Below are 13,687 nucleotides of genomic sequence, written 5' to 3' on the forward strand. Positions count from 1 at the left end.
CCCCAGTTGCCCGGATGGAAGTCGTCGCGCTCCGGCAGCGCCGGAATCGCACCGCGCAGCAGTGGATAGCCGTCGGCTCCGTCGATCCACAGCCGGAGCGTCCACCCGTCGTGGTTCACTCCGGCGTGTTCCAGTTGGATGCTCTCCGGCGAGCGCCGCGTGTAGTACGCCAGATGGTCGCGCAGGTGCTCCACCTCGACGCATAGACCAGCGACGTTCGCTCCCGTCGCCCGCGCAACGGCGTTCGCCAGCGCATCGGTCGGATTGGGCAGCAGCAGAACCAGCGCCCTGGGCGAAAGGCGCATCGCCGCCTCCCCGATGTCGCGGCAGAACGGGTAGAGCCGCTTGGCGGCGGCGAAGCCAGGGGGTCCGTCGTGGATCGAGTGGTAGGGAAAGCCGTACTGGTCCCGCATCGCGTGGGCGAGCGAATAGGCGTCGGGGGCCCCCGCCGACACGAGCACGAGCCGGGAGTCACGCAGCGCTTCGTCGCGGCTCCCGGCGACCGACGCACGGATCGGCAAGCCGGTCTGTCTGTACGCCACGTCCGCGTACCGCGCCCATCGCGCCGCGCGTTCGGGCGCCAGGTCGTAGAGCGACAGATGGATCGCGAAGCCGCTCGCGATCCATCGGGCTGCGTTCGCCGCCAAGCCGTGTATGAACGAGAGGACGAACGGGCTCCCGCCGCCGATCACCGCGATACGGACGGATTCGGGCATGGGCGGATCCCCACGGGCAGGCTGCGCGTCGATCAGCGTGCAGGCTCGGAAGCCAATGGCATGTCGAGCACCACTCGGTCGTCCACGGTCCGCGCGACCAGGGACGTGCCCAGAGTCTTGCAGAAATCCGTGAACATCTCAATGGGCTCGCGGGCTTCGTCAGCGGAGAGGAGACGCGGCTGGAGCCGCAAAGCGGGATCGTCGCCCGGTTTCAGGGCATCGTCGATGCGGACGGGCGTCCACTCGACGCGCAGCGGAACGGCGTCCTCAAACACGACCGTGGGAATGAGAATGCGTCCGTATCGCAGCGAGCGCGTCCCCCGGATGAAGTCGCCCAGGCTGTAGCAGATGGGTTTGCCCGCGTACGATTGCGCTCCCTGCCACGTCCCGCGCCGCAGCCCGAAAACCGCGTCCGCGCCCGCGTCGATCGCCATCTCCGCGATCAGTCGCTGCTTGCCGTCGACATCGTCGCCGCGTCCCTCGCCCCAGTGGATGAACACGAGGACGACGTTCGTCGTCCGTTTCGCGTTCGCGATGTCGTCGCGCAGCGCCGACGCCAGCGCCGGATTCGCCCCGGGCGTCTCCTGACCAGCCTGGGCGCGATGGATTCCGTGGAGATAGCCGAGGCAGGACACGGTCAGATCGCCGACCGTCAGAACCGCCGACAACCGCGACAGCGTATCGTTCAAGCCTGCGCCGAAGACGGCGACGCCGCGCGTCTCCAGATGCCGCTGCGTGTCGCCGAACCCTTCGCCGCCGAAGTCCATGATATGCGGCGACGCGATGCACAGCCCATCAAACCCCGCCGCTGCGAGCGCCGGAGCCACATCCGGGGCGGAGCGCATTGGCTCCGTCGCGCCGGGCTGCGGCTCGCCTCCGTCGGACAGGCTGCCGTCGAGGAACCCTAGCGTGAGCTCTGCTTCGGACAGGTAGGTTCCCAGCGCTCGGACGGGGTAGTCGAGCCCCTCGCGGCGCAGGATCGGCGTCCAGTCTCGACCGAAGCTGAGGTCGCCGACGACGCGCAGCCGCCATTCGCGGCAGACGCCGGACGACGAGGCGAGCGCCCAAAGGCTCAGGCACACGCCGACCCACCGTGCCGACTTGAGCCTACGCCAGACGTTTGGCGTCGCCATTGCGGTCTCGCTAGGGTCGCAGGTGGATGCCCGGGGTCCGGTTCCACGGCGTACGTTCGGCGGTTCCTGTGTACATGGGGCGCAGTCTCTGCAGCTTGGCGCGATCTTCCGCCGGGATATCGTCGGGAACCGGAGGAACCCTCAGCGCCGACCGCAGCGACTCGGACATCTGACCGTAACGCGGGTAGTACCAGAGCGTCAGACAGGTCCGGCGTTCGTCTGACCGGTTGGGGTGCGCCGCGTGCAGGATGCGCGCATCGCCGATGACCAAATCGCCAGCGCGCACCGGCACATCGATGGCGTCCGGGTGATCCAGAAAGGCGATGGAATCCTCCGGCGCGGTGTACGTCTCGTCCGTATGGGCGACGGGAAGCTCATCGTGGAACGGTATCCGGCGCGCATGGGTTCCCGGGATCACTCGGAGGCAGCCGTTCTCGCGGCGCGTATCCGTCAGGTAGTACATCAGGAACACCTGCGCCGGTTCCGCCTCGGCGCTCACAGGTTCATCCCAGAACGGGTAGTCCTGATGCCAGTAGAGCGCAGGCGCACCCGGGTTCTTGCTGAGGATGAACCCGCTCCAATACATCGGCTCCGGGTAGCCCAAGCTGGCGAGCGCCGCCAGGCTGGCGTCCCATGCGATCAGACGGCGGAACACAGGTTCTTGGATATCCAGCAGGACTGAGCTGCCCTGGTAGCGCAGACGCTGGCGCTCCTCATCGGTCATCGCGTCCACGTACCGGTCGGTGAGGGCGCGCAGTTCGGCGACGAACTCGCGCGTCAACGTCCCCGGGAAGGTGCAGAAACCATCTTCGCACAATCGCTCGAACGGAGTCCGAGCGTCGGACTTCGGAACCTGGGGTAGCGTCGCCATGTCACCTCCGACCTCGCCGGGTCGAGCTAGACGCGCGCCGAGACTCCCGGAGCCCGCTGCGGGCTCGTCGGCGCTTGGCTGTGAAGCTCTTCGATATACGCGACGTTCCGGTCGATCTCTTCCCGGGACTCCATGCCCATCGTGATCGCGTCGACGCAATCCAGGTCGTAGACGAACTTGACCGCGTGACGCCACTCGCTGGCAAGTTGCTTCTGCCCGATGACCTTCATCCCGTAGATGCCCTTGCCGGCATCGTGCATCTGGCGCAGAACGCGGATCACATGGTCGGGGTGCTCGTCCATGATGACGCCCGCGTAGTTGATGCGAGCCAGCACCACGTCGACCCAGTCCTCCTTCGCCGCCGTCTCGAACGCCGCGAAGTTGTGGCAGGACACCCCCAGAGCGCGCATGACGCCCTGGCGCTTGAAGTCGGACAACACGTCCATCACCGGGCGCATCGTCTGGTTCCAGTTTTCCTGGGTCATGCAGTGCAACAGCACGTTGTCGAGCCGGTCCGTGCCGAGCTCCTTGAGGAACCGGGGAACCGCCTGGACGATCTCGTCGCGCGACTTCGCCGTCGTCTTCGTCGTCAGGACGACGTTGTCGCGCCCGACTTGCTTGAGCATCTCGGCGACGTGCGGATGGGAGCCGTATTGGTCGGCGGTGTCCACGAACCGGATGCCCTTCTCGTAGGCATACACCAGCAGATCCGTGAACTCGCGGAACCCTAGCCGTGTCTGGTTCGACGATCCGTTCCAGCCCGCCGTACCCGTCCCGATCGCGAGGTAACTCACCTCGATGCCCGTTCGCCCCAGAACCGCCGTATGCATCCGTGTACTCCCATCCGCGCTAGCATTGCACAAAAGCAGACCCAGCCAGTATAATGTTGTAGTTGAGTCGCATCATGTGGCTCCATTCACTGTAGCATGGTGCGTCGGCAGGGCACAAACGGAGCGCCCGCAGAACGCTTGGCATCCCGGAGCCGCCGCTGACCATCACGTCATGCGTTGGCGCTCGAGGTGAGTTTGCTTCGGTGCGATGGTGCGTGTCGCATGGAAGCCAAGCTCGTCAGCCTTACGGTTGGGGAGAAGCGATGAACGTTCTGCACAGGGTCGTCTACACAGCTTGCGGCGCCTTCGTCGTCCTAGCGTTGCGAACGCTCGTCCCCGACGCGGGCGTGTGGCGGATAGCGGCTGTTGCGTCGCTTGGGGTCGCGGTCATCGGTTGGGTGTTGTCCACCCGTACGGCAACGGCACGCAGTCACCGCACAATGGGCGATTTCGACACAGTCACCTGCAAACACCTCGTCGTCGATGACCAGGGGCGGCCCGTGGCTGACCTGAGCTCGGACGGCGCGGGCGGCATGTTGGACGTGATGGCGAACGACGGCAAGCCGCGCATTCGCATGCGCGTCATCGACAACGGAGGCATCGTGCGAGCCTACGGGACGGGCGCCACGCCACGCGCCACCTTCGGCGTCGTGCGGAACGTCGGCTCGGTCAAGCTCGCAGGAACCGACGGCAAGTCGCGTGCGGAGATGGGCGTTGAGGACAACGTCGGCGAAGTCACCATCTTCGGAGCCGATGCTCAGCCGCGCGCGTCGATGAGAGTGCTGCTGGAAGGCGGGTCGATGCGCGTTCTGGGCAACGACGAGTCGACTCGCGCCGAGATCCGCGCGGATGACAGTTGCGCGTTGTTCCACATCTACAGTGCCGACGGGGGAGCTCGGGTCGAGATGGGAGCCGATCCCGACGGCGGCGTCATCGGCGTGCTGGGGCCCGACGGCAAGCCCAGAGCGCGCATGCGCGGTCTCCCCACCCACGGCACAATCCGCGTCACCGATCCGGATGGGCGCGCCCTCGGCGAGCTCGGTATCTTCGGCGAGTCGGGGTTCGTCTCGGTCCGAACGTCGCGTGGACAGGTCGTGGGACAACTGCCCAACGACGTGCGCGCGGCAGCCAAGGAAGCCCAGCCGACGGCATAGAACCGCGAACACGCGCCGAAGGTTGCCACCGCTCCCCGCATGCTATCATTGCCAACGTGTCGGCTGTCGGTCACTTCGGCATCTGGTCACCCGGTGACATGACCGAAGGGGTGTTCCGATGCAGGCGTGGTTCGTGCGCTCGGTTTGCCTGCTCGTGGGAGGCGCGGCTTCTCTGAGCCTGTGGGCGCTGGGTCCGCCGATCGCTCTGATCCCACTGCTGATCAGCGGAGCGATCGTCCTGGGCGAACGCTACTCCTCGCCCGCGGATGTTGGCAGATGGACAGCCATCGTCATTGGCGTGCTGGCAGGGCTTGCCATCACGGCGCTGGGTTCCCTCGTCCTCAGCCGCATCCTTCGCGGTCAAGAGCTGCTTGTGCAGACCGGCACGGCGTGCTTCGCGGCGCTCGCTTGCGCCGCCAGCGTCCTCGGCTTCCACCATGCCTCGGCGACCTTCCACGCTACGCGTTCCGGCGACCGCCTTCGTATCGCCGACTCGACCGCGCGAATCCTCGACACGAGCGTCATCATCGACGGACGCATCGCTGGCATCTGCCGAACGGGCTTCATCGTCGGCGAGATCATCATCCCTCGGTTCGTCCTCAACGAGCTCCAGTACATCGCGGATTCCTCCGAGACGCTCCGCCGCAATAGGGGTCGGCGCGGCATCCAGGTTCTCGGTGACCTGCAGGAAGACCCGGAGCTGATCGTGCGGATCGTCGACGACGAGTTCCCGGATATCCCTGACGTGGACGCCAAGCTCGTCGCCCTGGCAAAGCGGATGGACGGAACGATTCTGACCAACGACGCCAACCTCAAGTCGGTGGCGGAGCTTCAGGGCGTGTCGGCGCTCAACGTCAATGCGCTCGCCAACGCCGTCAAGCCGGAGATTCTCCAGGGCGAAGTGCTGACCGTACGCATCGTCCGAGAGGGCAAGGAACCGGCGCAGGGAATCGCCTATCTCGACGACGGCACGATGATCGTCGTCGATGGCGGCAAGCACCACATGAACAGCACGCTCGCCGTCGAGGTGACCAGCGTTCTCCAGACGAGCGCCGGAAGGATGGTCTTCGCGCGCATCCGAGACGACATCCCTCGCTACGAGAAGGCGTGACGCGCGATGGACTCCGTTTTCGACGCGCTTCTCGCCGAGGTGATCGTGCCCGCCGCCGGAACCGGTTCCCGTCTCGGTGGTTCCACGAAGAAAACCTACCTGCGCATCGAGGGCGAGCCCCTTCTGGTGCACACGCTGCGCCGCCTCGGCACATCACCGAGCTGCGCCGGCATCTGGGTCGTCGTTGCGTCCGAAGACATCGGCTTCTGCGAATCCGAAATCCTCCCTCGCTGCGCAGGCGTGCCGATCCGCAGGATCGTCTCGGGCGGTGCGACGCGCCAAGAGTCGGTGCTCCGAGCTCTCCAGCAGATTCCCTCCGACGCTGAGTACGTTGTGGTCCACGACGGAGCCCGTCCGCTGGTTCCCACGGACCTCGTGGCGCGGGTCCTGAACCAGGCGCGCACGTCTGGCGCTGCCACCACCGCTGTTCCCGCCAAGGACACGCTCCGACGCGGATCGAATGAACACGTGACCGGGGACCCGGTTCCTCGCGAGAACCTGTGGCGCATCCAGACGCCCCAGGCGTTCCGCCGTGACCTGCTCTTGCGCGCCCACGAGCAGGCGCGATCCGAAGGAACCCAGGCGACGGACGACGCGGCGTTGGTCGAACGCCTCGGAGTCGCAGCCCGACTCGTCATGGGCGACGAACGCAACATCAAGATCACCACGCCCGACGACCTGCCGCTGGCGACGGCGCTGCTCCGCGCGGAACAGGCGGACGCGTGCCCGGTGGCGATACGCACCGGTTTGGGCTATGATGTTCACCGACTCGCGGAAGGTAGGCGGCTGATCTTGGGAGGGTGCGAGGTCCCGCACACGCACGGTCTGCTGGGTCACTCGGACGCCGACGCCCTCGCGCACGCGATCTGCGACGCGCTCTTGGGAGCCGCCGGGTTGGGTGACATCGGGACGCACTTCCCAGACACCGATCCCGCGTATCACGGCGCCGACAGCATGGTGCTCCTGGCGCGTACGGTCGATTTGGTGAGCCGCCGGTTCCGCATCGTCAACATCGACAGCACCGTCAAGGCGGAAGCGCCGAAGCTGAATCCGCACATCGGGCGGATCCGAGAGCGGCTCGCCGACGTTTTGGGGATCGACATCGAACGCGTCAACGTGAAGGCGAAAACCGGCGAACGCATGGGACCCGTCGGCGAACGGCTCGCCATCGAAACCGAGGCGATTGCGACGCTGGAGCTGCGCCGCGCCGACGACATATCGGGCTGACAAGAGGACTCATGGCGCTCCGACTCTACAACACCCTTTCACGGCGCATCGAGGATTTCGTGCCGCTGGAGCCGGGCAAGGTCCGCATGTACTGCTGCGGACCCACGGTCTACGACTACATCGGCATCCACAACGCCAGAACGTTCGTCGTTTTCGATGCCATCCGCCGCTATCTCGAATACCGCGGCTTCGCCGTGACATTCGCCCAGAACGTCACCGACATCGACGACAAGATCATCCAGCGCGCCCAGCAGAACGACGCCGACGCCATCGAGTGGGCGTCTCGGTACGCCGCCGCGTACGCGGAGGACATGCTTCGGCTCGGAGTGAAGCCGCCCAGTGCGAGCCCCCACGCAACGCAGACCGTGGAGGAGATCCAGCAGCTCATCGACAGGCTGCTCGACGCTGGCGCCGCCTATACGACCGGAAGCGGCGTCTACTTCAGCGTCGATGAGTTCCCCGAGTATGGGAAGCTGTCGGGTAGGTCGCCCGAGGATGTCCGCGCCGGAGCTCGCGTCGACGTGGACGAGGAGAAGCGCGACGCTCGGGACTTCGCCCTGTGGAAACGCGGCAAAATCGGGGAACCCTGGTGGGAGAGCCCCTGGGGCAAGGGCAGACCGGGCTGGCACATCGAATGCTCTGCCATGGTGATGAAGCACCTCGGCGAGTCCATCGACATCCACGCCGGCGGCGCGGATCTCATGTTTCCGCATCACGAGAACGAAGTCGCCCAGAGCGAACGAGCCACCGGCAAGCCCTTCGCGCGGTACTGGATGCACGGCGCGCTGGTGCGCATCGGCGGCAAGCGCATGGGCAAGTCGGAGGGGAACTTCGTGCGCGTCCGCGACGCGCTCGACCGGTATCCCATCGAAGCCATACGCCTCTACCTGCTGTCAACCCACTATCGCAAGCCACCGGATTTCACGGACACCGCGATCGAGGAGCACATCGCCCCGGCGCGGCGTCTGAACGCATGCCTGAACGCCCTCGAGAAAGCCGCGGACGGCGCTGCGTCGAGCGAGGACAGCCACGAGTTCGCCGCCGCCGTGGCAGACGCCCGAACGCGGTTCGTCGAGGTCGTCGATAACGATTTCAACTTCGTCGGTGGCATTGGCGTGCTCTTCGAGTTCGTCACGACCACGAACCGGTTCATCGCCGAACATGAGACGCTGTCGGCATCCGACCGCGCCGCGTTGGCGCTCGGACGGGACTTCCTGGGCGAAGTCTTCGACATGCTCGGGCTGAGATCGCGGCGAACCGAGGACGCCGGAGAACGCCTCAGAGCCCTAGCCGATGCCGTCCTCGAACTGCGTGCCAGCGCCCGCGCCGACAAGAACTGGAGCTTGGCGGATGCGCTTCGGGACGCCCTCCTGCAGCACGGCGTCGCCATCAATGACGCGCGCGATGGGTCGGGATGGGCTCTGGAAGAGGGAGCATCTTCCGCTGAAGCAGCCGTAGGAATCGCCGATGTCCTCGTCGCCCGGCGGCTGGACGCGCGGCATCGGAAAGCATGGGCGGAAGCGGACGCTCTGCGCGACATGCTCACGAGCGCCGGCGTCCGGCTCAGCGATACGGCGTCGGGAACCACATGGGAATGGGCGGAACCGTCGACCGGATGACCATCGCAACGAGTTGCGCCGTCAGACCAACTCCAAGGAGGAAACGATGAGCGGAACGCGTCATGCTGTCGCATGGCTCGGACTTGCCGCGACGCTGACCGTGTGGACCGGATGCGCGGCGATTGTCGGCGAGACCGGTGGCGCGCTGAGCGCCAATCTCGCCAGCGTGGACATGAAGGCGGAATCGAACATGCCGGAGTTCAACGACGGCAGCCGGTTCACCTTCGCGACGACTCGGTCTGAGATCACCGAGCGCGACGATCCCAACTGGATGGACGCCGAGAAATACACAGCGGCAACCATCAAGTTCGCAGAACCGACCAAGATCAACAAGATCATGATCTACACGAAGGACCTAGACCGGAAGCTCAGCACCGGCATGCTGGTTGTCGTGGACTACCTCAACGAGAAGGGCGAGTGGGTCGTGATCCGGGAATGGGATCGCAACCCAATCCCCAAGAACCCGGTTCTCACGACGCGCGGCGTCGCCAAGAAGGTCCGGCTGCGCATCAAGCGTCCGCTTGCCCTCTTCAGTGGCGGCGGTGGCGGCGGAAACAACCAGGGTGGCGCGGACACCGGCGAGCGCTCCGTCTACGAGATGGAGATCTTCCAGTACGTGCCCAAGCAGGCTGCGGCGGAGTCAGCCCAGTAGCCTGCATCGCGAGGGAGGTCGAGCGTGCCCGTCACGGAGCTGGACGACGAGACGCGCGCGCTCATCACGCTCAGTTGCGTTCCGGGCATCGGCTCGACCCTCCTCACCAAGGCGTTGGCGCACTTCGGGTCTGGACTCGAGACGCTGCGCGCTACCGAGCGCGACCTGGTGCGCGCGGGTCTGTCGCCAGCCATCGCAGTGGAAGTGCGGCGCGCAGTCGCCGAGGGCTTGCCGGATCTTGAGGAACGCCTACTCGCGGGCAGCGACGTTGCGTTCCTGAGGATCGGCGACGAGGACTACCCGCCGCTGCTCCGCCACACCTACAACGCCCCGCCGCTGCTCTACCTGCGCGGCTCGCTCGGCGTCTCCGATCTCACGTCGGTCACCATCGTGGGTTCTCGTCGGGCGTCCGAGGCAGCACGCGACAAGGCGTACGAGCTCGCCAGGGACCTCGCCGCGCGCGGCGTCACGGTCGTGAGCGGCTTCGCGCTGGGCGTGGACACCGCCGCGCACGAGGGCGCTCTCGACGGAGCGGGCAGAACCGTAGCCGTGATGGGCTGCGGACTGTCGCATGTCTATCCGCCGGAGAACGAAGCGCTCGCGGAACGCGTCACTAGTGCGGGAGCCCTCCTCTCCGAGTTCCCGATGAGCGTTCCCCCTATTGCGGGGAACTTCCCTCGTCGGAACCGCGTCATGAGCGGGCTCACACTGGCAACGATTGTCATCGAAGCGCCGGCGAGGAGCGGCGCGCTGAAGACCGCCGACTACGCCTTGGAGCAGGGCGGCAAAGAGGTGTTCGCCGTACCGTGGAGGCAGACGTCTTTCCTGAACGCCGGCTCGCAGCGCCTGCTCAGCGAAGGAGCCACGCCCTGCGAGAGCGCCGAGGACGTCTTCGCGGTCATCTCGGAGATGACGAAGCCGGGCACCTTCGCCGCCCGCCAGCGCTCCACGCGCACCGTCGGCGGAACCCACAGCGCCGGGAAGGCGGTTCAGCCCGCCAGCGCGGTCGCGGAGCCCAGTCCGGACCTCGGCGCGGATGAGCGGCTCGTTTGGGAGGCGCTCACTTACGAGCCGACTCACATCGACGCGCTGACCCAGTTGACGGGGCTGACCCCCGGACGCGCCTCGGCGGCGCTTCTCCTGCTCGAGATGAAGACGCTGGTGCGCCAGTACCCCGGCAAGCGCTTCGCGCGGAAGGGATCATCGACCCGATGAACGCGATCGGCATCCAGTTTGAGGCTCCACTGCTCGCCGTCGAGGAGCGGCTCGCGGACTTGAGGTCCGCGGCGGCGGACGCCGGTATCGAGCTCACGCGGGAGATCGCCGCGCTTGAGCGCGCCTATGAGCGCGAAGCGTCCCGCGTCTACGGTGAGCTCACCGCGTGGCAGACAGTCTGGCTCGCGCGCCATCCGCAGAGACCGCGTTCCTCCGACTACGTCGCCGCTCTGCTCGAAGACTGCATGCCGTTCTACGGCGACCATATCCACGGTGACGATCCGGCGCTGCAGGGCGGCGTCGGCTGGTTCGAGGGCAAGCCTGTCGTGTACCTAGCTCAGCAGAAGGGCAGGAACACGAAGGAGAACATCCAGACCAACTTCGGCATGATGCACCCGGAGGGCTATCGCAAGGCTCGACGCCTGATGCGGCTCGCCGCGAAGTTCCGCCGACCGATCCTGAGCTTCGTCGATACTCCGGCGGCGCATCCGGGCGCCAACGCGGAGCTGCGCGGTCAGGCGATGGCGATTGCGGAGAACCTGTTCGAGATGGCGCAACTGCCTGTGCCGATGATTGCCATCGTGGTCGGCGAAGGAGGCAGCGGCGGAGCGCTCGGAGTCGCGATGGGCAACGTGGTGCTCATGCTGGAGTACGCCGTCTACTGCGTCGCTCCGCCCGAGGCGTGCAGCGGCATCCTGTGGAAAGATACCGGCGAACACGCCCCCGAGGCTGCCGAGGGACTCAAGCTCACCGCGCGCGATCTCGTAGAACAGAGCGTGGTCGATGAGTTGATTCCCGAACCCTTGGGGGGAGCCCACCGCAACCCGGCGGAAACCTTCGCGCGCGTCCGACGGACGATCCGACGACACCTATCGGCGCTCTCCTACCTGTCCGACGAAGAGCTCATCGACCAGCGGTACCGGCGATACCGGAACATCGGTGTCTTCGCCACTGGCGATTCCAGCGCCCTAGCGCCCCCAACCGACGGCGGCTCCTCGGCATCCGAGACGGCATAGAGTCGGGGTCCCAAGCCTACGCACGCGGCGCGAACACTCGCCGCCACGCTGCGCGGACATCTTTCTCCAGCCATCCGCCTTTCTGGCGCTTGGTCAGTTCGCGCAGTTGCACCGCCGCCATCTCGTGGCTGATCCGCTCGCGGACCAGGTCTTGGAAGACCGACGCCGCCTTCCTGCTGCGACTCCGGCTGTCGAACGTGTCCATGCGGACCCGGTCGTCGTGGGACTCCAGCTTGGGCAGAGACTCGTGGACCTTCTCCAGTGAAAGCCATCGATAGGCGAAATCGAGCCCGGTTCCCTTGATGTTCTGGACTCCCATGATCCGCACGGTGAATCCGGGCGGGGAGCATCGCGCGATCCGGTCGATGATCTGGTCGCCTGTCGCGCCCGCGTCGGGGATCACCTCGATCGACCGCTTGTGGACGCCCGAGGCGCATGCCCGTACCCTCGCGCTCAGCCCATCCAGCGACGCTGCGGGCATGCCCTGCGACGACACCTGGGATCGAACGAACTCGCGGAGTTCATGCACCTCGGCGGCATCGTGGACGTACGTGAGCAGGAACTGCGCGACTGAGCCTGCCACGAGCGGATCGATGCCCTCGGAGGCGATCCGCTCCGCCAGTCTGTCCGCGTCGGCTTTGGCTTGCGGCGCTTCGTTCCGCTCCCACTCGCGGTCTGAAGCCGGGAGCCCATGCGCCGACTCGATGGCGCTGAGCAACCCCGCGTCCGAGGTCACCGACGCCACGAACTCCGGGCTCAGCCCAACGCCCGTCAACATCGCCGACAGCAGGCGCACGACGTCCTCGCTGCTCCGGGCTTCTACCGTCAATTCGTCGAGCACGCGATCCACGCTCGCGAGCGCGTGCGTCGAAAGACTCTCGGACGGCGTGTCGCTCAGCCGTTCCGGATGGATCAGATAGAGGTTCTCGAGCCGCCTCCCCAGCGCATCGAGCATGTAGCCGTGCAAGCCGCTCAGGTTGGTGCCGATCAGGAAGTGCTTGTGCGCGCTGATGTCCATGACCAGAATCTCCGCGAACACCTTGGAGCGCGGGATTCGATCGGCCATGAACGCCGCGAGGAACCTGCCCAAGATGCCCTCCGGAGGTATTCCCGCGCTGGAGATCGAATAGCGCTTCCCGGGCTCGACCTGCTGCAGCCGAGGGAGGAACTCCGTCCGCATCGACTCATATCCCGGAATGGAGGCGACGACGATGCCCTCCCACGCCTGCGTCGCCCAGTGGCGCACGGTCCCCGGCAGCTCCGCGCGCCTCAACACGTTCTCGATTGCAGCCAACGGGATGCGGTCGAGGGCATCGACACCTTCCTTGGTGGTCGCCCGAGCGTTGCAGATCGCCTCGGCTTCCTCGAACGCCACGCGCTGAACCAGCGGATGGTCGGCATGTTCCGCCGCCCAGGCGATGGCTCGAGCCGCCTCCTCGAACGCGTCCATGTCGCCGAACATCGCCGCATCGCGGGCGATTCCTCCGAACTTGGAGACCGCCTGGGCTCTCATCTGCGGGCACGTCTCATCGAAGCCGCCCTCGACGAACCGACGGAGCAGCTCGCGCGACTCCGGCATGCCGAGCTTCGCGAGCGCCGTCATCAGGCGAACCCGGACGTAGTCGCTCGGATCGCGCTGTTCCGCCAAGTCGCGCAGCAGGTCGAGCCCGTCTTCGTTCCGGTAGTTCTCCACGATGGCATCGAGAATCGCCCGGCGGACGAACAGGTTGTCGTAGATACCGGACTCGTCCATGAGCAGCCTCGACCGCATCACGATGACGGCGTCCATCGTCTGCATCTCGGCGAGGCGCTGGATCGCCCTGCACTGCACCCAGATGTTCTCTTGCGGATCCATGCTGTACGACGTGATCGCGTGAACCGTGCTGAAGTCGAGCAGAGAGAAGCGCATCTCCACCGGCAGGGCTCGGATGATCTTCCCGAGCGCATTGAACGCGGCGAGACGGCTCTGCCAGCGAGTCGATTCGCGAACCGCTTCCAGCAGAAACGGCTCTACCTTGACCGTCGCGAGGAGCTCCCGCGCATTGGCTTCGCCGTTCTCAAAGTCCAGCGCGACGGTCATCAGCACGCTCGCGGTGAAGCTCCCGACGGTCTCGATGGCGAACGTCTCCAGCATCTCCTCGCG

General features: G+C 66.2%; 12 protein-coding genes. 7 read left to right on the top strand and 5 right to left on the bottom strand.

The genetic code is table 11. The features are described 5' to 3' along the window. From FJZ36_14505 to FJZ36_14520, 4 genes are all read right to left on the bottom strand, one after another. Positions 1-716, bottom strand: a 716-nt coding sequence (locus FJZ36_14505; protein MBM3216115.1) for a hypothetical protein, incomplete at its 3' end; no start/stop codon positions are given. Between the two features lie 32 nt (positions 717-748). Then, positions 749-1,849 (bottom strand): CapA family protein, encoded by a 1,101-nt coding sequence (locus FJZ36_14510; protein MBM3216116.1) that lies wholly within the window; start codon positions 1,847-1,849, stop codon positions 749-751. Between the two features lie 10 nt (positions 1,850-1,859). Continuing rightward, complete coding sequence (locus FJZ36_14515) at positions 1,860-2,720, bottom strand: phytanoyl-CoA dioxygenase family protein (GenBank protein ID MBM3216117.1); 861 nt, start codon at positions 2,718-2,720, stop codon at positions 1,860-1,862. Between the two features lie 26 nt (positions 2,721-2,746). Then, positions 2,747-3,550 (bottom strand): aldo/keto reductase, encoded by an 804-nt coding sequence (locus FJZ36_14520; protein MBM3216118.1) that lies wholly within the window; start codon positions 3,548-3,550, stop codon positions 2,747-2,749. 263 nt (positions 3,551-3,813) lie between these two features. On the opposite strand from FJZ36_14520, the gene FJZ36_14525 reads away from it, so the two are divergent. The 7 genes from FJZ36_14525 (at position 3,814) to FJZ36_14555 (ending at position 11,544) form a co-directional block, all read left to right on the top strand. Beyond that, complete coding sequence (locus FJZ36_14525) at positions 3,814-4,704, top strand: hypothetical protein (protein MBM3216119.1); 891 nt, start codon at positions 3,814-3,816, stop codon at positions 4,702-4,704. A 118-nt stretch (positions 4,705-4,822) separates the two neighbouring features. Beyond that, positions 4,823-5,815, top strand: coding sequence for a TRAM domain-containing protein (locus FJZ36_14530; GenBank protein ID MBM3216120.1), 993 nt, complete (start codon positions 4,823-4,825; stop codon positions 5,813-5,815). Between the two features lie 6 nt (positions 5,816-5,821). Then, a complete protein-coding gene (gene ispD / locus FJZ36_14535) occupies positions 5,822-7,042 on the top strand; it encodes a 2-C-methyl-D-erythritol 4-phosphate cytidylyltransferase (protein MBM3216121.1) in 1,221 nt (406 codons plus the stop codon). Positions 7,043-7,053: 11 nt separating this feature from the next. After that, positions 7,054-8,661, top strand: a complete 1,608-nt coding sequence (locus FJZ36_14540) for a cysteine--tRNA ligase (protein ID MBM3216122.1) — start codon at positions 7,054-7,056, stop codon at positions 8,659-8,661. 46 nt (positions 8,662-8,707) lie between these two features. Beyond that, complete coding sequence (locus tag FJZ36_14545) at positions 8,708-9,313, top strand: hypothetical protein (protein ID MBM3216123.1); 606 nt, start codon at positions 8,708-8,710, stop codon at positions 9,311-9,313. 24 nt (positions 9,314-9,337) lie between these two features. Beyond that, complete coding sequence (gene dprA, locus FJZ36_14550) at positions 9,338-10,528, top strand: DNA-protecting protein DprA (GenBank protein ID MBM3216124.1); 1,191 nt, start codon at positions 9,338-9,340, stop codon at positions 10,526-10,528. A gap of 5 nt (positions 10,529-10,533) precedes the next feature. After that, entirely contained in the window at positions 10,534-11,544 is a 1,011-nt protein-coding gene (locus FJZ36_14555) for an acetyl-CoA carboxylase carboxyltransferase subunit alpha (GenBank protein MBM3216125.1), read from the top strand. A gap of 16 nt (positions 11,545-11,560) precedes the next feature. Here the strand turns inward: FJZ36_14555 and FJZ36_14560 are convergent, their stop codons facing one another. Then, positions 11,561-13,678 carry a HEAT repeat domain-containing protein gene (locus FJZ36_14560; GenBank protein ID MBM3216126.1) on the bottom strand — a complete coding sequence of 706 codons (2,118 nt, stop codon included), beginning with the start codon at positions 13,676-13,678 and terminating at the stop codon, positions 11,561-11,563. Between the last annotated feature and the right edge of the window lie 9 nt (positions 13,679-13,687).

This window comes from Candidatus Poribacteria bacterium, from assembly GCA_016866785.1.
GTDB lineage: Bacteria > Poribacteria > WGA-4E.

Coding starts and splice junctions, on each gene's coding strand:
- FJZ36_14510 (MBM3216116.1), bottom strand. CDS start 1,849: ATGGCGACGCCAAACGTCTGGCGTAGGCTCAAGTCGGCACGGTGGGTC.
- FJZ36_14515 (MBM3216117.1), bottom strand. CDS start 2,720: ATGGCGACGCTACCCCAGGTTCCGAAGTCCGACGCTCGGACTCCGTTC.
- FJZ36_14520 (MBM3216118.1), bottom strand. CDS start 3,550: ATGCATACGGCGGTTCTGGGGCGAACGGGCATCGAGGTGAGTTACCTC.
- FJZ36_14525 (MBM3216119.1), top strand. CDS start 3,814: ATGAACGTTCTGCACAGGGTCGTCTACACAGCTTGCGGCGCCTTCGTC.
- FJZ36_14530 (MBM3216120.1), top strand. CDS start 4,823: ATGCAGGCGTGGTTCGTGCGCTCGGTTTGCCTGCTCGTGGGAGGCGCG.
- ispD (MBM3216121.1), top strand. CDS start 5,822: ATGGACTCCGTTTTCGACGCGCTTCTCGCCGAGGTGATCGTGCCCGCC.
- FJZ36_14540 (MBM3216122.1), top strand. CDS start 7,054: ATGGCGCTCCGACTCTACAACACCCTTTCACGGCGCATCGAGGATTTC.
- FJZ36_14545 (MBM3216123.1), top strand. CDS start 8,708: ATGAGCGGAACGCGTCATGCTGTCGCATGGCTCGGACTTGCCGCGACG.
- FJZ36_14560 (MBM3216126.1), bottom strand. CDS start 13,678: ATGCTGGAGACGTTCGCCATCGAGACCGTCGGGAGCTTCACCGCGAGC.